Origin of the sequence: Halalkalibacter okhensis, from assembly GCF_000787375.1 — a bacterium.
Taxonomy (GTDB): Bacteria; Bacillota; Bacilli; order Bacillales; family Bacillaceae_D; genus Halalkalibacter; species Halalkalibacter okhensis.
On the sequence record NZ_JRJU01000037.1, the window covers coordinates 1 to 20,027 of the forward strand.

Sequence of the window (20,027 nt, forward strand, 5' to 3'; positions counted from 1 at the left end):
AGCAGGATTAATTTTTTTCGCTAATGTCACTATACAAGTGGAATCAATTCCACCAGATAAGAAAGCTCCTAATGGAACATCACTAATCATATGACAATTTACAGACTCCTCTAACGTTCGTGCGATCTGTTTAGAACTTGTATCCAGATCACCTTGACTTGGTTTAAAGGTTGGCTCCCAATATTTTGTTTGGATTAACCCCTCCCCTTTCTTTTTGATGAAATAATGGCCAGGCTCTATTTTAAACGTATCAGTTGCCATCGTTAATGGCTCAGGCACGTATTGAAAAGTTAAATAATGATGTAATGCTTCCTTATTTAAAGATTTATTGTTTTCAAGTGCTTCTAAACTTTTTTTCTCAGACGCGAAATATAGTTCATGCTCACTTTTACCAATCGTATAATACAATGGTTTGATACCAAAGGGGTCTCGTGCTCCGTACATCGTTTGCTCCTGCTTGTCCCAAATCAAAATAGCAAACATTCCTCTTAAGTCAGAAAAAGCTTCTTCTTTTTTATGACTAAAAAGAGCAAGAATGGTCTCTGAATCTGATGAAGTCTGAAATGTGTACCCTATATTTTTCAAGGTTTTACGCAGTTCCTGATAGTTGTAAATTTCACCATTAAATACCATCCAATACCGTTCATTTTCAAATGAGATAGGTTGTTTTCCATTTTCCACATCAATGATACTTAGTCTTTTAAATCCAAAAACGATATGATCATCATTAAAGAAACCTGTGTCATCTGGTCCACGATGATGAATCAACTTAAGCATATTATTTATTTGATTTTTTTCTATATTTCCGATTTCATTTTGTTCATTTATATATCCAACAAAACCACACATTTGACAACACCTCATATTTCTTCTTGTTTTAGATAGATAATTACATTACCCTCAATGTATGTTTTTTTCATGAAGAACTCATGTAAAACAAAGGGAAATGAATTTTAATGTTCAACATCACAGTGCCACTCCCATTTTGAACCGCCATTTTTAAAGACATACCATCATAAAAACATGACCTCTACTTTATGGTCATGTTTAGGAGTACACATCGAATTTAATCAAACAGGTATATCGACTAATTGAGGCATATACCATATATAACCGTAGATCGTCCCCAATTGGTCATAATTAATAACCAAATAGTACGTTTCTTCCCAAGCCAGTTAATAAACCAGTTTAAGTAAATCAATAGCTTTCCTTCTATCTACATCCTATTCAAAATTAGCCTAATAAGCTTTGTGTTATAGAGTATTGCATTTAATTGTGTAGAAAATATGAAGAAGATTTATGAAATCTTTGAAAAAAAGATAATAGCTTTAATCTCTTATGACAACAAAATGAATGGCTCCTAACCTTCGTAAGGAGCCATTTATTTATATACCTTTACTTTTTTTAGCCTCTTTTACGGTAAACCAAAACCCTATTAAAGAGCTTAGCCAGACTAATGTAATAGTCATGATGAAAGGTACTTGTAACCAATTAGCAGCATTAGGATTGTGTATAAAAATAAAATAAGCCGTATGCAAAATTACCAAATGATACAAGACATGTACAGTTTGTTGGACGTATTTCCAAGATTTGAATCCCAATATTTTTTTACTTCTAGTATTTGATGTTAACATTAAGATAAGAACATATACCAACGCTACAATTCCCAATAAGTTACCTAAAGCAAATCCAGGATGTAAAACCCACTCACCTGCAAATGGACTAAAAACGAAAAAGATCTGGAATAATTCCCATTGAACCCAGCCATCAAGGATAATCAATACATGAACAATTGCAGTAACACCTGTCCATATCCCAAGTTCTCTTCTCCAAACCAGCCATTTCCTTACTGACTTGAATACTTTAGAAAGGGATCCTAGAAGTAAAATCACACTTAAGAATAGTAACGATACATCTGCAAATGCTCTGTTCCATGCATGCATTGGATCCCAGAGACCTCTGCTTTGAAAAAATAGATAAGCTAGTATAAGCGATAAACCCCCTACAACTATTTGTCTATAAGTACTATTTGTCTATAAGTACTATTTTTCATCGCACTCCTCCTTCATCTTCTGTTGGAGTATATCCTGCATGTTTGTAGAATGTATGAAGAATAATAGAAGAAAAAAATGTTAACGAGCCATTTAAAATACTAGTTAGTCAGACTAACTAGTATTTTTACACCATACATAGCTATTTAACTCCCGCCTCTTGTAACATCCATTCAATGTGGCCACCATAGCCTGATGTTGGATCATTTACAAAAATGAGTTATATTTTAATTCTTTCTTTTTCCTTCCTCTGCCAATACTTCCCACGATTTCCCAAAGTCCTTTGTCTCATAAATACTTTGGCTCATTGATCCGAGTACTATCTTTTGATCATCTGTTGGATGGTTACTAATATACATAATGTAATCATCGTCTACCTTAAAATTCAAAGATGCCCATGTTTCTCCAAAGTCTTCACTTAAATACAAGCCTTCCTTTTCTCCGAAGAGATAGGCTACTAAATCTTCTGAATCAGAATCAAGAGTTTGGAAAGAACTTGCGCTAAGATTATTTTCTTTTAAAGCCCACGTTTGACCACCGTCTGATGATTCATACATTCCAGTCTCAGTTCCAGCTAGCAAGTAATCAGGAGATTGCGGATGAGACGTTAATGAAAGAACGGAAGCTACAGGCCCTGGTAATCCTGCTGTATCCACCACATCCCAATCATAACCTCCATCGTTTGACCGATATAGGTTTGAGTTGTATACATCAATTCCATACATAATTTCTTGGTTTCCTTCATTTACGTGTAAAAGATGAAAATCAACTTCCTCATAAAGTGCAATTGGTTCCCATGTTTCACCAGAATCATGACTAATGATAACCCCTAATGGATCAACATAGTCAGACCGAGCACCAGGGTGCCCGCTTGAGATCATTACGTTTTCATCTATAACTGTATAACCCATGAAATCATGCTGATGTTCTGGCTCACCAACTAGTTCCCAACTTTCTTCATTTAAATTAATTAAGCCCATATGTGTAGCTAAAAAAATACTCTCGTCATGTTGTGAGTATTCTAATCCATGAATATGCATAAACGAGTCGATCTGATTTGTGTCATTTGAGCATGCTGATATAACAAATAGAGATAGAGTAATAATGCTAGCCATTAATCCTTTTTTCATTGAAATAATCCCCTTTAAATGTGTTATCTTTTTGTTGAAAATTTACTTCCTTTTTCGTTAAACATTCTACAATATTAGCGACAACTTTTTATTTTTACTTGTTCTTCTTTATATAGTAAGGTCAATGTTCGGATAAATAATCGTCTAGTTTTCATATTTAGAGGATCCATGGTAATACTATTTTATTTGCTTTCCCTATTTGACGTAGATTTTAAAGATAATATAAACGCAACTTACTAGGAAAACTGGAATAAGAGTATATAAACAAATGGTAAGAAAGGTAAGACTGAGATGACGATGTGCTTCAGGTAGAATCCAAGTTGCTGAAATCGTTAAACATATAACTCCTAAGAAAATAAAAACAACCATAACTAGCCATTCTGATTTCTTCAATTGGCTTCATCTCACTTTAATACGAAATTTTGGGTAGAATTATAGTAAATTCAGTTCCTTCACCAACAGTGCTCTTCACCTCAATTATCCCATTGTGTAATTCTATTAGTTGCTTCACAATGGACAATCCAAGACCAGTACCACCGAAAGCCCTAGACCGAGACTTTTCTACTCGATAAAAACGCTCGAATATATACGGTAGCTCATCTTCTTCCATGCCAATTCCCGTGTCCCTAACCTTAATTTTAATATTTTCATCATTACTAACAGTAGAAATTGTAATGGATCCTTCTTTCGTATACTTTATTGCGTTTTCAACTAGATTAATAAGAACTTGCTCCAATCTTAAAGGATCACCAAGCACTATACAGTCTTCCTTATCAGATAGTTCACATAGGTATTGTATTTTAAGGTTTTGGTCTAGTGCTTTGTATGCCGTTTTCTTTACAACAAGTTTTATAATTTCATTTAGGTTCACTTTTTTATGTTCAAGATTAAAACGGCCTTCATCCATCTGTGCTAAGTCAAATAAATCATTGACTAAATAAGTTAATCTAGTTGCTTCATGATCAATAATTTCAAGGTATTGGTTTCTTTCTTCTTCTGTTTTCCAACGTCCTTCGCGCAAAACTTTTGAGTATCCTTTTAAATAGGTCATAGGTGTGCGTAACTCATGTGATATATTGGCGAAAAACTCACGTCTCTGATCATTAATACGTTGTAAACTAAATGCTAAATCATTAATAGCTCGTGCAAGTGTCCCTAACTCATCACCTGATTTCTGAACGATACGTGTCTTATAGTTCCCTTTAGAAATTTGCCTTGCCGCTTTTTCCATACTGACTAAAGGCTGAGATAATTTTTTGGAAATAAAATAAGTAAGTCCAATTCCCAGAAATAAAGCGCCAATTGCTGAGAGTTTCAGGAAATTTTGCACGTTTCTTATGGACAGTATGATACTCTCGAGTGAAGAAAAAACAATAACATGTCCCTTTGCATTATTTACATTTATATGTGAAGCTGTCGCAATATACGTTTTCCCATCACTATCTTCAAACGAATTTGTCATATAGTGGTGTGAATCTGTAGAATGAATAAGGTCAAGAAGATACTCTGTGTCATGATGACTCATTACAAAATTCGATTGAGCCCAGACCTCTCCCTCATCACTAAGTGCTAGCATTTTTTGATTCGAGATTTTCGCAGCTACTTCCACAACCTCTAATCGGTTTTCAACAGTACTATCATTAATTAAGCTAGCATATCGAGAAGACAGCATATGTGTTTCTTCTTGTGCTTGACTAACATAAAACCCATAAAAAATTTGATTCATAACAAAGCCTAACGGTAATATTATCGTAATTAATAAGAGTAGAATCGTAAGGCCTAATTTAATATCAATTCGATTCATAAGTTGTCCCATCTCTTTTATACAAATTTGTATCCAACACCCCATACAGTTATAATTCGGTTATTTTTTAAGCCAGCAGCATAAAGTTTCGACCGTATATTCTTTATATGAGAGTCTACAGTTCTTTGTGCCCCTACATAATCCTCCCCCCAGATTAAATAAAGGAGGTCATCTCGTGTATACACTCGTTGTGGATTTAAAGCGAGCTTATATAAAAGCTCGAACTCCTTTGCTGTTAATTCAACCAATTCATCGTTCACATAGACACTTCTATTTTCATAATAAATGGATAATCCATCTTCAAATGCTAACTTCACCTCGTCTTTCTTTGCTTCAATTGTGGTTACTCTTCTTAGCAATGCTTTTACACGAGCTATTAACTCTTCTGGCTCAAATGGTTTTGTAAGGTAATCATCTGCTCCTAAATTTAACCCATCTACTCGATCTTCTAATGCCTTTCTAGCTGAGAGCATTAGTATCGGAATTGTTGAATACTCTCTTACGATTTTACATACTTCAAAACCATCAAGATCTGGCATCATAATATCTAGTATAATCAGATCATAATTATCTGGGTTGCTCCGAATCTTTGTAATAGCTTCCTTACCCGTCGAAGCCTCAAATAGAACAAATCCCTCATCCTTCAAATATATCGATAAAAGAGTTCGCATTTGAAACTCATCATCAACAATTAAAATAGTTTTGTTTTCAATCATATGATTAACCCCTTAGTATTTAATTTGAAACGAAATGGTAAAAATTATGAAAAGCATGTTATCATATTAATGTTAAAATTCTATTGTAAAAGGAAGTTCCCATATCGTTTCTGACAAATTTGCTCTTGAAACCATTAATACAATAGTCTCAGGTAGTGGTTGAGCGAACTCATATTCACCTTTCATCGTATTTAGATTTTGTTCAGTTTTAGACACCAATGGATAAATCCTCTCTCCTTCAAGCTCTATCGTTACCCCTATTCCTTTTGTTGGATGTACATCATTTAAATTTAACCTTAAATAGTTATCCTTTAGATCTATATTTGTTAGTATAATTCCGTCACTCATAACATCATTTCTATTCCCATCTATTTCAAAGGTCACTAATTTTTTATTGAAAGTTGGCTTAACGTATAACGAAAAAGATAGGAATCCTGCTAATTTTTGGTTTTCACTTTCACTTAAATAGAACTCCCGGATCATATATTTTTCATCATTAACAAACTCTGTTGTTTGTTCCTCATTTATTTTGTGAAATTCATGGCCGTTATCTAACATGATCTGACTTGGAAAAGCTACAGCATAATCATTTTTGTTAATTCCGCCCTCCGTAATACTTTCCAGCGTTACTGTTAAGAAAAAACCATTTTCTACTTCCTCGATTTCATCTATTACCACTTTTATATAGCTGTTTTCATAAATATTTTGAACGTCTTTGGTAACTGGTTTTTGACATCCAGCCAAAGTAATAAAAACAACGAATATCAATACTGATATTATTCTCACATTACTCCTCCTATAGCCCACACATACATAAGGGTTAACCAGTCAATTTATATTAAGTTACACTGATTCCAATATTATTAGAGAGTAAATATTACTAGTCGCACTATTATATTTCCCCTCGATAGATACACTGCTTTTCATTTGATATAACAATAGGAGATAAATGTGGAGAAAAGATGAAGATAATAAAATAATAAATTACCTTTTCAAAAAAACACTGTAATTATATGAAACGTAATATTCAAAATTCACAAAAAGGGTTGAGTAAATAAGAACAAAACAAACATGACTCATATACGGGAGTCATGTTTGTTTATATTCTTCATGAAATTACTCAGGTTTATTCGGGATGTTAGGATCTATTGAAAAACTCGGTTCAAAACCTTTATAACGAACTTCAGCCATCATTCCTGCATTGGCATGATGAAATTCATGGCAGTGGAACATCCAAATCCCTGGATTCTTTGCTTCAAATACAATTTCATATGTTTCCCCTGGTCTGACATTCAATGTATCTTTTAAGATCGGTGATCCAGAGATAGGTACTCCATCCTTAGAAATAACATTGAAAAATTCTCCATGTAAATGCATTGGGTGGTCAACATCTGTGTCATTTACAACTGTAAATTTCACAACGTCTCCTTCTTCAACTTCATAACTCTCATGATCTGGAAACAATTTATCATTAATTGTAAACGTCTCGCCACCATCATTTGTTCCAAGATTCATATCGAACTCTTTTGTGATTTCAGGTAGATTTACATCAACTGCTTCTCCGTAGGTAGTAAAGTCAAAAAATGAAGAAATCGATTCCGTCGTTTGAAGATCATTATCTTCATAATCATTATAAATAATAGGTATTAAAGACTGTAAATTCTCTCGGTTCTCTTCAGCGAAAACCTGTATACCCCATGCCCCTGGATTGTCTAGATCTATTACAACATCATAGCGTTCAGCAGGTGCTATACGAAATGCTGTATCGTTTAACCATTCAGGTTCATTAACAGGCTGGCCATCATAATTTGTGATTTGAAAAGAGTGCCCTGGAATCGAAACAACTTGAGTAAAGAGCCCTGCATTCAGAAAACGAAGTTTCATTTTATTTCCTTCTTCAACTTGAATTGATTCTATTTGCGGAGTGGCATTTCCATTAATAATCATAGTATCATACATTTCATTCATCATTTCAGCATGACTTAACCCATTACTCTCACTACTCATATCGCCATGATCCATATCTTCTTCCATATTCATATCGTCGTGATCCATATCTCCATGATTCATGCTTCCATGGTCCATATTACCGTGATCCATACCACTGTGATCCATGTCTCCCATTCCCATAGAGGACCATTCATCAATTACGACCACTTCATCCAGATCATAATATTCTCCGTCTTTAGGCTCAACAATAAAGACACCGTAAAGACCTTTTCCAACTTGTCTAGCACCGTCTTGATGGGAATGATACCAATATGTCCCCGGTACATCAGCCTGATACTCATAAGTAAATGTTTCTCCAGGCATGATTGCATTTTGTGTTACACCAGGAACACCATCCATTTCATTTGGAACCGGAAATCCGTGTAAATGGAGAGCAGTGGGTTCATCTAGTGAATTGGTCACATTTACTAATACACTATCTCCTTCTTGAACCCTGATTTCTTGACCAGGTAAACTACCATTATATGTCCATGCATCATCCATGATCTCATCATTGAACATCCAGTGAGTTTCGGTAACATTTAGGTCAAAAACTTTCTTTCCATCTTCTGAAATTACCTCCTGTGTTTGTTCTTCTTGCTGAGGCTCACCATGTCCCATTGCGGAATGGTCAACTGCATCATTTGAACAGCCGGCTATAACTAATGACAATGTCAGCGCTATACCAGCCAAACCGTATGATTTTTTCATTGTTAATTTCCCCTTTTCCAAAAAAATGTTTGATTAGTTTTCAAATATAATTCTAGAAAAAAAGTATATAGAATTTATGAAGAAATGAACTTATATATCATTTTTATAAAAGCGTCACACTTTTTCTCTGGAAATAATAAGCAAGAAGCTACATTACACTTATGTAAACCAGTAATCATACGCTATACGTCAGTATATTATTTCTGAAAAATTCAAGAGGGGAAATTAATTTTCTGTTTATCTTATAACTAGTACTCTTCTAAGAAACATAGTATGTTCAGTCAAAAAATATAAGACTCATAATATTTACTGGAGGTAACTAATTATGGCTAAAACCGGGAATATTTAAATCGTAAATTGGGTTTGCTCGTAAACTACCTATTTAAAAAAATGTAAATGTTTATAGTATGTTACTTTTAGGTGCGTTTCCAATTACATTCTTAGCAATAGCATATCCCATTTCAGAGTCATTAGTGGCAATAGTACTCCTTTTAATAACATATAGATTTAGACTTGCAGTTGAATCTCATACTAGTAATTAAATTTAAAAATGTTTTCCTACTAAAAATAAGACATGAATAGGCGAAATAGCTATTTTTTAGTGGAAAACATTTTTAGTGGTGCTAGTTAGGTGCTCCTTATGTCGGTAAATTTAGAGAATGAGAAGCTAAAATTATACCTAGCAAGTGTTATGCAACTGTTGTTGGTCTAAACGCTAGTTTCCTAATACGGCTATCTTTAGAAGTCTTTTTTGATTGGGGAAGTATTGTTATTGCTATCATCATGCTTGGTCTATTGTTTAATTTCAAATGGCAAATCTGGCAAGTCTTCCTTTTAGCATTAGCTTTAAAGTTACAACTATTGTTTGGAGATGCAAATAAGCCAGAACAACTAGAATGAATATCTAAAAAATGATTCTCACCAAGCTTGTATTTTATCTACAGTAATTATATCTATACAACCCCAACTTAACCTATAATATGATAACAAACCAGCTACAAGTGCTTTTTACTCTATCAATGGCCTTATGCACTCTTCTGTCTCATTCTTTGGACTATTAACCAAGGTCGAAACCTCGTATGCATTCATACCTTGAGTTGGGTATGGCTTTATAAGCTCCTTTAAGATCTGCTTATCCTCCACACCTGGATCCAACCAAACATTTCTCTCTTCTTCATCCAATATAACTGGCATCCTATCATGGATTCCCTTCATAAACTCGTTAGGTTCAGTTGTAAGAATTGTACAAGAAACAATTTCCTCATCATTCAATTTCCATCTATCCCACAAACCTGCAAATGTAAAGATACCTTCATTTACTGTTATTATATATGGCTTCTTATTTTCTCCCGTACGCTTCCATTCATAGAAACCATCCGACACAATTAAACAACGACGGCGTTTAAGTAATCGTTTAAAAGCTGGCTTTTCATCTACCGTTTCACCTCGAGCATTAATCATCTTATATCCAATTTTAGGATCCTTTGCCCAAACAGGTACAAGTCCCCACCTCAAATAACCTGCTCTTCTTTTTTCTCCATCTGAGATAATACTTAATACAGGCTGGCTAGGAGCTATATTAAACCTTGGTTGATAATCAAACAACTCTACGTACAGTTGTTCTTCAATTTGTTCTTTCGTTGCTGTCAAAGTAAATCTACCACACATGAATGATCACCTCTAACAACTATTATTAACCAAGGATCTAATTTCAACCACCCCTCGTAGTTAACCCAATTCCGCTGTTCTTATAAAATATCAATCCAAATTTTCACTGCTGTTGCAGCAATCAATACAGCTAAGATTACTTGTAAAATCTTTGTATTTATCTTCTTTCCTGCCATTACACCTAGTGGAGAAGCTAGTAAACTCGCGACAATCATAATTAAAGCTGGAAAATAATCAATTTGTCCAGTTGTAATCTTTCCGACGGTTGCTCCAATGGACGAGATGAAAGTAATCGCTAAGGAAGAAGCAATAGTCATGCGCGTTGGAATCTTTAAGACGACAAGCATGACTGGTACTAGCAAAAAGGCCCCAGCTGCACCAACAATTCCTGCTCCAATCCCGACAATTAATGCAAAGGTTGCTGCTAACCATTTATTGAATGTCACTTGATCCAATGGAACATCATCAATCCCCTTTTTAGGGATAAACATCATCACTGCGGCAATTAATGCTAATATCCCGTAAATAAGATTAATTCCACCTTCCGACATTAGTTTCGATCCATAACCACCAACAAAACTCCCAATTAAAATCGCTGAGCCCATATATATAATTAACGCCTTATTTAAATATCCACCTTTACGATAAGCCCAGACCCCACCAATGGTTGCAAAGAACACTTGAACGGCACTAATACCTGAAACCTCATGAGCACTAAAAGCTGCTATACCAAATAGGGGTGGAATATAAAGTAACATCGGATATTTTATGATCGATCCACCAATCCCTAACATTCCTGAAATATACGAACCTATGAAACCAATTAAAAAGATTGTAATAATAAAAGCAAAATCCATTATAACCCACCTCCTTTAAAGGAAAAGAGGGAACCAAACCGGTTCCCTTATCTATTAGCCTTTTTTAATCCAGAACTTTAATACTCCATCTTCTTCCGTATCTGATACTAACTCGTGACCACCAGATTTCGTCCAAGCTGCTAAGTCATTTTTTGCTCCTTTATCAGTCGCATGAATTTCTAAGATTTGACCTGATTCAAGTTCAGTCAATGCTTTTTTTGTACGAACGATTGGCATTGGGCATGCTAATCCTTTTGCGTCTAATACTTTATCTGAATTCATTTTTAAAACCTCCAGTTAGTAATCTCTATTTTTTTATCGTCTGTTATCTTACTGCACAACGGTTAGGTCCAATTTCCATTTCACGTTGTTTTTCTTCATCTGGGTTGATTTTCCCCATATTGGTTTCACGAATTTCTTGATACGCGTTTGGTTGTGGTGGTAGGTTCTCTGTCACCATTGATCTAAACTCATGTTCATCTTCAATATTGAGTCCATGATTTTGGGCAAATAGTGTACCTAACTTCTCGGCAACACTTCCATCTTCATTTAACTCTTCAATGATCATAAAGTGAGCCGGTAAAACCATTAACTCTTCTGATAGTTCTCTATAACGCTTATAAAGGGACTCACGTAAATCTCCTACCCAATCTTCAGCGAGTCCTGCTAGGTCTGGTCTTCCAATGGAATCAATGAAGAGTATATCTCCGGATAATAGATATTTTTCATCGATAACAAATGAAGTCGATCCGATTGTGTGACCAGGTGTGTATAGAGCATGGATGTTGATCGTTGAGTTCCCAATTTGTACGTCATTTCCGCCTTCAAGTGCAGCATATTCAAATACTACTTCTTCTGCATCTTTTGGAGGTAACCAGTACGTTGCCCCAGTTGCTTCTGCAATTTTTCTTCCACCTGAGATGTGGTCAGCATGCAAGTGTGTATCAAATACGTGTGTAAAGTTCGCTCCGATTTCACTTGCGAAATTCACAAACACATCCGTCATACGTGTTGCATCAATAATTGCTGCTTCTCCATTAGAAACAACCATATAGGATAGACACCCTTTACCTAGACGAACAAATTGATACAACTCACCACCGTCTTTCAAATCCCCTACTTTTATTGGTTCAAGATATTCACTCCAAGCTTTCATACCTCCCTCTAAGTAAGCTACATTTAACCCTTCATCAGAAAGCATCTCAGCTACCATCATCGAAGAACCTTCTTTCGCACATACAACTAACACATCTTTATCTACTGGGATTTCACTCATGATTTCTTCTACGCCATCTAATAGTTCAAAATAAGGAATATTAAAGTAATCAAAGTTCTCTCCTTCAATCTTCCAATCAGCGAAATCCCCTTCATTCCGAACGTCTAAAATAAATAGCTCTTTCTTTTCAATTACTTTTCTTGCTACTTCTTTTGAATTCAATGCTTTAACCGACATCAAACATACCCCCTATAGTATATAACCATTTAAAAAAATTTCTTTAAAAAGTAAATCTTACATCTGCATCATTGCTATTTCTTTAGACTATCTATTTGACTGTTCCACTCACTCATACCAGGTACCACATTAATTACCTTTTTAAATCCTGCTTCTGTTAACTTTTGTGCGGCTAAATCGCTACGACTTCCAGTTCGACACACAACATAAAGTTCTTCATCCTCGCTTAGTTCATTTAACCGATTCTCAAGTTCGCCAAGCGGAATCGATTTCGCACCAGGAATATGATGGAAGGCATATTCAGCTGATTCACGAACATCTAACACTAAAATATCTTCATTGTTAGCTAACTTCGCTTGAAGTTCCTCGTTGTTAACAACATATGGGTGTTTCTTCTCTTCTTCCTCTTCCCCAGATGCTTTACGAAGGTAATGTTTTAACACATCGCCCTCTTCAACCGTTCCTAAATATTGATGTCCCGTGCTCTTGGCCCACGCTTTCATATCAGCAGTTGACCCTTTATCTGTTGCTTGAACTTCTAATACTTTTCCTGGTTTGAGCTCATTCATCGCTTTTTTTGTACGAACGATTGGCATTGGACATGCTAATCCTTTTGCATCTACTAATTGATCAAATTTAATGGTTTCCATTTAAAATTCCCCCTAATAATCAATACCCTTATAGGTATGTTTAACTTTAAAAAAATTTACTGAACGTTCCCTTCCCAGTTCATCATGCCTCCAACCATATTGGTAGCATGAAACCCTTGACTGGACAGAAACTCAGTGGCTCTTCCACTTCTAGCACCTGAGTGACAAACGATAATATATTCTTTCGATTTGTCTAGTTCATGAAGACGAAATTCTAGTAATCCAAGCGGGATGTTTACACTTTTAGGTATGTGCCCTGCTGCTACCTCATCCGTTTTTCGAACATCGATAATATTAGGATTGACGAGACGCTCTACTTCTTTTGGTGTGATTTCTTTCAAAACCGATCTCCTCCTATGGTAGTTCCAAGTGGGTTTATTATATAAATAAGTTCACATTTCCTTCTTCAGCATCAGCTAGATAAGCTGCCACACCAGCATATTCTAAACCCTCAATCAACTCTTCTTTTTGTAGTCCTAATAGATCCATTGTCATTGTACAAGCAACTAACTTTACGCCTTGTTCTTGTGCCATTTCGACTAAATCAGGTAATGGCATCGCATTGTGTTTTTTCATAACATGCTTAATCATTTTTGGACCCATTCCGGCGAAGTTCATATTGGAAAGTCCCATGTTATCAGCGCCTCGTGGCATCATTTTCGCAAACATTTTTTCTAAGAATCCTTTTTTCACTGCTACGTGTTGATCTTTTCTAAAAGCGTTTAAACCCCAAAATGTTGAGAAGATCGTTACATCATGGTCATAGGCTGCAGCACCGTTTGCGATAATAAATGCTGCCATTGCTTTATCATAATCACCACTAAATAAGATGATCGTCGTTTTCTTTTTGTCTGTCATGTTCTCCACTCCTTATCTTTATCAGCATATACCTGTATGGGTATGTTAATGTTCAAAAAAATAGGTAGCCTAGCCTTTTAATTCAGATTTTAAATACATATACCTCTATAGGTATTATAAATAATTAAAAAAATAGGTCAATAGCGTTTTAATTCGATTCTCAAGTCTATTTAAACCTATAGGGGTATATTAATTGATCTCACTCACCCCTGTCAATCATTTTATATTATTATCTGCTTTTCACTAATAAGTTCACAGCTTCTTGAATAAACGCTTCTGTGTCTTCGCCTTTTACCATTTGCTCGCGCACACACTGTTCCAAGTTAGAGCTTACGACTAAACCAATCGCTCGGTCCAATGCATTTCTTGCGGCTGACATTTGAACAACCAGATCTTTACAGTCCTTATCCTCTTCCATCATTCTAAGAATCGCTTTAACTTGTCCTTCCACACGCTTTACTCTGTTTTTCATTTTGTCATTGTACTTCATGGATTTCCCTCCATTTTCTTACTAGATATTGTTTAATAGCTAGTAATACTCTCAAGAATATCTATTTTTAACCTCATCTTCCTATGTGAACACTCAGCCTTTTAGATTAACTATCTTGATACCGTTTAATCATATCTACCTCCCCTTCGTTGTTTGTATATTCACAATATACCCGCATAGGTATATTGTCAATCTTAATTTTTCCGGTAACAAATCTTAAATAAATATTGTGTATTAATTTGCTAATAATAAATATGTCTATTTTTATTAGGAGTTTGTTTACCAGAACTTAAATGTCATGATTAGTTCTATCAACGCTTTGTTGCAGAAAATTTAAGGAAAACTCCCTTCAACTTTCTTGGTTACAAAAGAGAATTTCAAAAAAGAAATGATAAACTTAGTTGCTTATACGGCTACTAACGGCAACACCTGTTGTTCTTTTTCTTTTGTGTTTCTTCTTCTTCTTTTTCTTTTTCTTCTTATTGTCCCCGTAACGTCAACGTATCGTCGTTTTCAAGGCAGACGAATACATAAAGAATCATTGGCCACCGCTTGTCCAACATTCTCCATAATAGGTTGATGCTTGACACTCTCTAGTTCCTTCCGAATACATGCTAGCATCGGTTTGCCACCACATCCGAGGTTGTGCTTGCCCCAGTTCTTAATCGCTATCTCCCTTATTTCCTCACTGAAACGAATGAGTTCATGCGGATTCAAAAAGCGCTCAATTTGCGACGTTTCAACGGAGAAACTTGCTTCAAAGCCTCTTGTTTCTTCGTAATCCAATAGATTGCAAATTGAGTCAACCCCCGATTGATAAGCAAGTACATCAAAAAGAACATAACCTCCATCACTGAGACATTCCAAAACTTTGTTTGAATCATACGGAAAATAGCCATATGAAGATCCTCCTATCGTTAGTGTGTCTTCATACTATATATATAAGGGTAAGCTAATTTTTGATAGGAGAATTTCAAAAAAATTGATTAATAGGATTCATTATCTTTCCATATAATTAAACTCGTATCGTTTATATTTAAGCATAGATAAAATCCCAAGAATTGGTCCAATCGCTAATAATGCAAAGACCCATTCCCAACCTACGTAGCTCTGAATCATAGGAATTAAATTGATAGAAAAAATGGTGATTAAGAAGCCTATACACATTTGAAAAGTGAGGGCTGTCCCTACATATTCAACTTCTGCAACCTCTGAAACGGCTGCAGAAAACTGTGCAGAGTCAGCTATAACAGACATCCCCCAAATAAAAGAAAGAATGAGTGTCAACCAAATAAAATGACCAAATGTTAAACCTATTAATACGGCACAGGAAGCACTTATCAACATAGAGTAAATGGTTAAATTTGACCTTCCAATTTTATCTGAGATTAGGCCACCCAACACACAACCAATCCCCCCAGCAACCCCTATTGAAATAAAGGAAGATAAGGCAATAAACCAATAAGACGTTTCTGGTGAATAGCTTATAAAACTAGCGGTCAAAAATGCAGGAAGCCATGTCCACATCGCATACAGTTCCCACATATGTCCAAAATAACCATAGTTAGCAAGCATTGCTTGTTTATTCTTTACAACCTTTTTTATTAATTTAAAGGAGAAAGTGGATTTTTTCGCTGTCTCTGGAGCATCCTCTAATATCCAATTAACAATAATTGCTGCTAATACAGCTAATACAGACGTGAAAATGATAACTACCTTCCAATTTAATGAAGAGAAAAACATAACAACAAAATGTGGCAATGATGATCCTAAAGTTAAAGCAGCTATTAAAATACCAATAGCAAAACCTCTTTTTTTCGGAAACCATTGCGATAACATTTTAACGGCTATTGGGTAAACTCCAGCGAGAGCTACTCCAGTTAGTATTCTTAGTAGTATTCCAAAAAAAGGACCACTAGCTACTATTAGTAAGCCATTCAGTAATGCTCCCAACAGTGCGGACACAGCAAAAATTTTCCGGGGATTGTAGCGGTCTGCTATACCAAAATACGAACTAACTAATGCTCCTATAACAAAACCCATCGGAACAGATGCAGACAACCATACTTCTGAATGGGAGCTAAGGTTCCAATTTTGAATTAGTTCAGATGCAATAACGGATGCACTAAACCATAGACTTAATGCAAATAGTACTGCTAACCCAATCCACAGTAACGCTCTCCAAGATCCTCGATTCATAATACCCCCTTAGCTTATGACTTGATTATCATGTTTTTTCAAACCTATTTCATATTGATGATACTATAGTTTCAGTTAAAAAAACAAAAAGGACTGCTTATCGCAGCCTCGCTATTTGTCGGATTCTCATTCCGTTATTTCCTTTTTGAACCTAATATTCCATAGATTTTTCACGAATAGCGGAACTAGGATCCTCTTCTACACCTTTAAAACAGCTTTTCTTCCTATTAACGGAATGAGGATCCGCTTCTTCTTTGATGCACTTGGACAACTGTTCATCCTGATTTGATAACGCTTTTAATCCCCATACTATCGTAAAAGATTAAGCATCTCTTCTTTCAACTTCCCTTTCTGGATCTTCCCACTCGCTGTAACAGGGAATTCTTCCACAAATACCACTTCAGAAGGTACTTTGTACGATGCAATATAGGTTTTGACGTATTCCTTTATTTCATCCGGTGTGCAGCTTTCACCTTTTTTTAGTTTAATAACGGCACAAACTAATTCGCCTAATACTTCATTGGGATAGCCGACAACAGCACATTCAAGCACTTTTGGATGCTTTGCTAACACTCCTTCAATTTCCTGTGGGTAAATATTGAAGCCGCCACGGATAATCATTTCTTTTTTTCTGCCTATGAAACGAAGATAGCCTTTTTCATCTAGTGAGCCAAGGTCACCAGTATAGTACCAGCCATCTTCATCAAATACTTTTTTCGTTTGTTCTTCCATTCCATAATATCCCTTCATCACCCCAGCACTTTTACAAGCAATTTCCCCTACTTCGCCAAGTGGCAATATTTCTCGATGTTCATTCACAATTTTCAACTCAACCCCATCAATGGCCTTTCCTACCGTTTCCAGATAATTGATCTCTTCCTCTTCATAATCAGTAATCGTAACCGTTCCTGTTTCAGAGATTCCAAATGAGATTAACAAATTCAATCCCATCTTCTCGCGGATGGCTTTTATCGTATCAGGTGGACAAGGGGCTGCTCCTACCATTCCTGTACGTAGTGTCGATAGATTATATTGATCAAAATTAGGAAGATTTAATTCCATCACAAACATCGTTGGAACACCTTGATGAATCGTTACTTTTTCTTGTTCAATTAATTGTAGAGTTTGCTCTGGTTGAAATTTTTCTTGAAGGAGCAGTTTTGCTTGTGATGCCACGGACGCCATAAGATTACACGCAATGCCAAAAATATGAAACAATGGTGCAGGTACAATAAAGACATCGTCTGTTGTACAACGTAAACTAGCAGCTAATGTATTTCCAGATTGAACGATACTCCGATGTGGCAACATAACTCCTTTTGGAACACCTGTTGTTCCAGATGTATAGAGAATACAAAAAATATCATTGTCGACATCGATTTCAGGTAGCGTATTACTAGGATGGTTTCCGGATGTTACTAGCATGGAATCAAATGAAATGGTACATTCATGTTCAAAACGAACCGCTATAACTTCAACGTTTGACGTTAGTTTCTCTAACCCAACATTTTTTTCTACTTTTTCACACACAAACAATAGTTTCGGTCTTGAATTCTCGATTATATACTCGATTTCGTTCTGACGATAGTTAGGATTAAAAGGGACAACAATGGCACCAACTTTTGCAACCGCAAAGAAAATAATGGGTGTTTCATTCCAATTCGGTAAGCAAACACCCACTCTGTCTCCTTTTTTCACCCCAAGCTCTAGCAAATTTGCAACAAGTTTCTCAACTCTTTCATGGAACTGCTTATAAGTGAGCCTTTCTTGTAAATCATAAAGAGCTTCACGATCAGGTTTTAATTCGACGGCTCGAGTTAACAGTTCTGATACGGACAATTTATTGTCTTTTACTATCATTCATACCGTTCCTTTCTTTTCCCATTCCTTTAACTGCTTAGTCAGCTCTACCTTTAGTTGCACCTTATTAATTTTTCCATTTGCTGTTTTGGGGAGATCTTCACGAAACACAACCTGATCTGGAACGACCATTTTTCCTTCCATATAGCTTTTCAAAGAATATTCATCTTCTACTCTGTCCGGCTTTAACTTAATCACTGCACAAATCATTTCTCCTACTTTTGAATCGTCTATCCCAACTACAGCTACTTCTAAGACGCTAGGGTGTTTATAGAAAACATTTTCAACTTCTTCTGGAGCAATATGGTCACCTCCACGAATAATCATCTCTTCTTGTCTACCAACGATTGTAATATCATTCTGATCATTCATTTTTGCTAAATCTCCCGTATAAAACCAACCCTCTTCATCGATTTTCATGATGGTTTCTGGTAATTGAAAATATCCTTTCATAACTCCATAGCTTCTTACTGCCAACTCCCCCGTTTCACCTCTTGCTACTTCATTCCTATATAAATCAACGATCTTCACCTCTACTCCAGGAAGCGGTTTCCCGACAGTAGTCAAACGCAAAAGGTCATCATCACCTAAGCTCGTAGCTGTAACACCGGCTGATGTTTCAGTTAAACCATATGAAACGATAATATTACACCCCATTAAGGTTTGAATTTTTCTTATTATCTCTTCTGGACATGGAGCTGCAGCAACAATCCCTGTTCGTAACGTTGATAAGTCAAAAGACCCAAGCAGTGGATCATTTAATTCAAGGATGAACATCGTTGGTACTCCGTGATGCACAGTAACCTGTTCCTGTTCAATTAGTTTAAGTGCTTCTCTTGCCTGAAATCTTTCTTGCAAAACCAATTTAGCTGCAATCGTTGTTGCCGTTATCATATTTGGAATTAATCCGAATACATGAAATAACGGAACAGATACAAGGAACACATCGTTGCTTGTGCATTCCATGGCCTCTGCTGTGACATTCGCTGTATAAATCACATTTTGATGAGTGAGAATGACACCTTTTGGTTGACCCGTTGATCCAGACGTATATAAAATAGCAAACACATCGTTCACTGGATCTATTTCCACATTATATATGTTTGGGTTATCACTTTTTTTAATTAACTCTTCATATGAATAGTAGCTATTGTTTTGGCTTCGTAGCTTGATAACCTGTTCAAGAGTGCCATTTTTGGATTGTCCCTTAACATAATGTTTAACGATTTCTGTATGAATAAAGCCATCAGAAAGAAAAGCCATACTAGCTTGACTATTTTCAAGGATATAAATAAACTCCTCACGACTAGAACGTGGATTACACGGAACCAAAACAGCCCCAAGCATCGCTAAACTAAAATAAATTACCACGGTTTCATTCCAATTCGGTAAGCACACCATCACTCGATCGCCTTTTGTTACCCCTAGCTGAGACAATGAGGACGCAAGACATAGACTCTCTTCATAGAGAGTTCCATAAGACTTTCGTTCGTAACCGTCAAATAAAGCCTCCTTGCTAGGGTATTGTTTAGCGGCTTTCTCTAATACTTGATGTAAAGAAAGACTTTCACTCATAAATGTCCTCCCCTGC

Annotated in this window: 19 protein-coding genes and 1 pseudogene; 1 reads left to right on the forward strand and 19 read right to left on the reverse strand. The window is 35.9% G+C overall.

Features of this window, described 5'->3' with window-relative positions; all coding sequences use genetic code 11:
- From asnB to LQ50_RS19465, 7 genes are all read right to left on the reverse strand, one after another.
- A partial coding sequence (gene asnB, locus LQ50_RS19435; protein ID WP_034632499.1) for an asparagine synthase (glutamine-hydrolyzing) occupies positions 1–849 on the reverse strand: 849 nt, incomplete at its 3' end.
- A 536-nt stretch (positions 850–1,385) separates the two neighbouring features.
- The gene (locus tag LQ50_RS19440; protein ID WP_052144875.1) at positions 1,386–1,943 is read right to left on the reverse strand and encodes a ferric reductase-like transmembrane domain-containing protein; all 558 of its coding nucleotides are present in this window, start codon (positions 1,941–1,943) and stop codon (positions 1,386–1,388) included.
- A gap of 335 nt (positions 1,944–2,278) precedes the next feature.
- Entirely contained in the window at positions 2,279–3,181 is a 903-nt protein-coding gene (locus tag LQ50_RS19445) for a F510_1955 family glycosylhydrolase (RefSeq protein WP_034632503.1), read from the reverse strand.
- Positions 3,182–3,590: 409 nt separating this feature from the next.
- Complete coding sequence (locus LQ50_RS19450) at positions 3,591–4,985, reverse strand: sensor histidine kinase (RefSeq protein WP_034632505.1); 1,395 nt, start codon at positions 4,983–4,985, stop codon at positions 3,591–3,593.
- 17 nt (positions 4,986–5,002) lie between these two features.
- Positions 5,003–5,701, reverse strand: a complete 699-nt coding sequence (locus LQ50_RS19455) for a response regulator transcription factor (RefSeq protein WP_034632506.1) — start codon at positions 5,699–5,701, stop codon at positions 5,003–5,005.
- Between the two features lie 72 nt (positions 5,702–5,773).
- Complete coding sequence (locus LQ50_RS19460) at positions 5,774–6,487, reverse strand: hypothetical protein (RefSeq protein ID WP_034632508.1); 714 nt, start codon at positions 6,485–6,487, stop codon at positions 5,774–5,776.
- A gap of 330 nt (positions 6,488–6,817) precedes the next feature.
- Positions 6,818–8,401 (reverse strand): multicopper oxidase family protein, encoded by a 1,584-nt coding sequence (locus tag LQ50_RS19465; RefSeq protein ID WP_034632510.1) that lies wholly within the window; start codon positions 8,399–8,401, stop codon positions 6,818–6,820.
- Between the two features lie 398 nt (positions 8,402–8,799).
- Here LQ50_RS19465 and LQ50_RS26555 point away from each other — a divergent pair.
- Positions 8,800–8,943 (forward strand): annotated as a pseudogene (locus LQ50_RS26555) (YlaH-like family protein); the annotation flags it as partial.
- A 466-nt stretch (positions 8,944–9,409) separates the two neighbouring features.
- Here the strand turns inward: LQ50_RS26555 and LQ50_RS19470 are convergent.
- The 12 genes from LQ50_RS19470 to LQ50_RS19525 form a co-directional block, all read right to left on the reverse strand.
- Complete coding sequence (locus LQ50_RS19470) at positions 9,410–10,069, reverse strand: SOS response-associated peptidase (protein ID WP_034632512.1); 660 nt, start codon at positions 10,067–10,069, stop codon at positions 9,410–9,412.
- Positions 10,070–10,149: 80 nt separating this feature from the next.
- Positions 10,150–10,926: a sulfite exporter TauE/SafE family protein gene (locus LQ50_RS19475; RefSeq protein ID WP_034632513.1), complete on the reverse strand. Its 777-nt coding sequence runs from the start codon at positions 10,924–10,926 to the stop codon at positions 10,150–10,152.
- Positions 10,927–10,980: 54 nt separating this feature from the next.
- Positions 10,981–11,208, reverse strand: a complete 228-nt coding sequence (locus tag LQ50_RS19480) for a sulfurtransferase TusA family protein (protein ID WP_034632515.1) — start codon at positions 11,206–11,208, stop codon at positions 10,981–10,983.
- A 43-nt stretch (positions 11,209–11,251) separates the two neighbouring features.
- A complete protein-coding gene (locus LQ50_RS19485) occupies positions 11,252–12,379 on the reverse strand; it encodes an MBL fold metallo-hydrolase (protein WP_034632516.1) in 1,128 nt (375 codons plus the stop codon).
- Between the two features lie 74 nt (positions 12,380–12,453).
- Positions 12,454–13,029 (reverse strand): sulfurtransferase TusA family protein, encoded by a 576-nt coding sequence (locus LQ50_RS19490; protein ID WP_034632518.1) that lies wholly within the window; start codon positions 13,027–13,029, stop codon positions 12,454–12,456.
- Positions 13,030–13,085: 56 nt separating this feature from the next.
- Positions 13,086–13,370: a rhodanese-like domain-containing protein gene (locus LQ50_RS19495; RefSeq protein ID WP_034632520.1), complete on the reverse strand. Its 285-nt coding sequence runs from the start codon at positions 13,368–13,370 to the stop codon at positions 13,086–13,088.
- Between the two features lie 37 nt (positions 13,371–13,407).
- The gene (locus tag LQ50_RS19500; RefSeq protein WP_034632522.1) at positions 13,408–13,887 is read right to left on the reverse strand and encodes a DsrE/DsrF/DrsH-like family protein; all 480 of its coding nucleotides are present in this window, start codon (positions 13,885–13,887) and stop codon (positions 13,408–13,410) included.
- A gap of 229 nt (positions 13,888–14,116) precedes the next feature.
- Positions 14,117–14,377, reverse strand: coding sequence for a metal-sensitive transcriptional regulator (locus tag LQ50_RS19505; protein WP_034632524.1), 261 nt, complete (start codon positions 14,375–14,377; stop codon positions 14,117–14,119).
- Between the two features lie 513 nt (positions 14,378–14,890).
- Complete coding sequence (locus tag LQ50_RS25250; protein WP_152608262.1) at positions 14,891–15,244, reverse strand: hypothetical protein; 354 nt, start codon at positions 15,242–15,244, stop codon at positions 14,891–14,893.
- 132 nt (positions 15,245–15,376) lie between these two features.
- The gene (locus LQ50_RS19515) at positions 15,377–16,576 is read right to left on the reverse strand and encodes an MFS transporter (protein WP_034632526.1); all 1,200 of its coding nucleotides are present in this window, start codon (positions 16,574–16,576) and stop codon (positions 15,377–15,379) included.
- A gap of 309 nt (positions 16,577–16,885) precedes the next feature.
- Positions 16,886–18,436, reverse strand: coding sequence for a class I adenylate-forming enzyme family protein (locus tag LQ50_RS19520; protein WP_034632529.1), 1,551 nt, complete (start codon positions 18,434–18,436; stop codon positions 16,886–16,888).
- A complete protein-coding gene (locus tag LQ50_RS19525) occupies positions 18,437–20,011 on the reverse strand; it encodes a class I adenylate-forming enzyme family protein (RefSeq protein WP_034632530.1) in 1,575 nt (524 codons plus the stop codon).
- Between the last annotated feature and the right edge of the window lie 16 nt (positions 20,012–20,027).

Excerpts from the sequence above, each read along its gene's own strand:
- LQ50_RS19475 (WP_034632513.1), bottom strand. The coding sequence starts at position 10,926 with ATGGATTTTGCTTTTATTATTACAATCTTTTTAATTGGTTTCATAGGT.
- LQ50_RS19440 (WP_052144875.1), bottom strand. The coding sequence starts at position 1,943 with ATGCATGCATGGAACAGAGCATTTGCAGATGTATCGTTACTATTCTTA.
- LQ50_RS19515 (WP_034632526.1), bottom strand. The coding sequence starts at position 16,576 with ATGAATCGAGGATCTTGGAGAGCGTTACTGTGGATTGGGTTAGCAGTA.
- LQ50_RS19505 (WP_034632524.1), bottom strand. The coding sequence starts at position 14,377 with ATGAAGTACAATGACAAAATGAAAAACAGAGTAAAGCGTGTGGAAGGA.
- LQ50_RS19470 (WP_034632512.1), bottom strand. The coding sequence starts at position 10,069 with ATGTGTGGTAGATTTACTTTGACAGCAACGAAAGAACAAATTGAAGAA.
- LQ50_RS19465 (WP_034632510.1), bottom strand. The coding sequence starts at position 8,401 with ATGAAAAAATCATACGGTTTGGCTGGTATAGCGCTGACATTGTCATTA.
- LQ50_RS19525 (WP_034632530.1), bottom strand. The coding sequence starts at position 20,011 with ATGAGTGAAAGTCTTTCTTTACATCAAGTATTAGAGAAAGCCGCTAAA.
- LQ50_RS19455 (WP_034632506.1), bottom strand. The coding sequence starts at position 5,701 with ATGATTGAAAACAAAACTATTTTAATTGTTGATGATGAGTTTCAAATG.
- LQ50_RS19480 (WP_034632515.1), bottom strand. The coding sequence starts at position 11,208 with ATGAATTCAGATAAAGTATTAGACGCAAAAGGATTAGCATGCCCAATG.
- LQ50_RS19490 (WP_034632518.1), bottom strand. The coding sequence starts at position 13,029 with ATGGAAACCATTAAATTTGATCAATTAGTAGATGCAAAAGGATTAGCA.
- LQ50_RS19500 (WP_034632522.1), bottom strand. The coding sequence starts at position 13,887 with ATGACAGACAAAAAGAAAACGACGATCATCTTATTTAGTGGTGATTAT.
- LQ50_RS19445 (WP_034632503.1), bottom strand. The coding sequence starts at position 3,181 with ATGAAAAAAGGATTAATGGCTAGCATTATTACTCTATCTCTATTTGTT.
- LQ50_RS19485 (WP_034632516.1), bottom strand. The coding sequence starts at position 12,379 with ATGTCGGTTAAAGCATTGAATTCAAAAGAAGTAGCAAGAAAAGTAATT.
- LQ50_RS19520 (WP_034632529.1), bottom strand. The coding sequence starts at position 18,436 with ATGATAGTAAAAGACAATAAATTGTCCGTATCAGAACTGTTAACTCGA.
- LQ50_RS19450 (WP_034632505.1), bottom strand. The coding sequence starts at position 4,985 with ATGAATCGAATTGATATTAAATTAGGCCTTACGATTCTACTCTTATTA.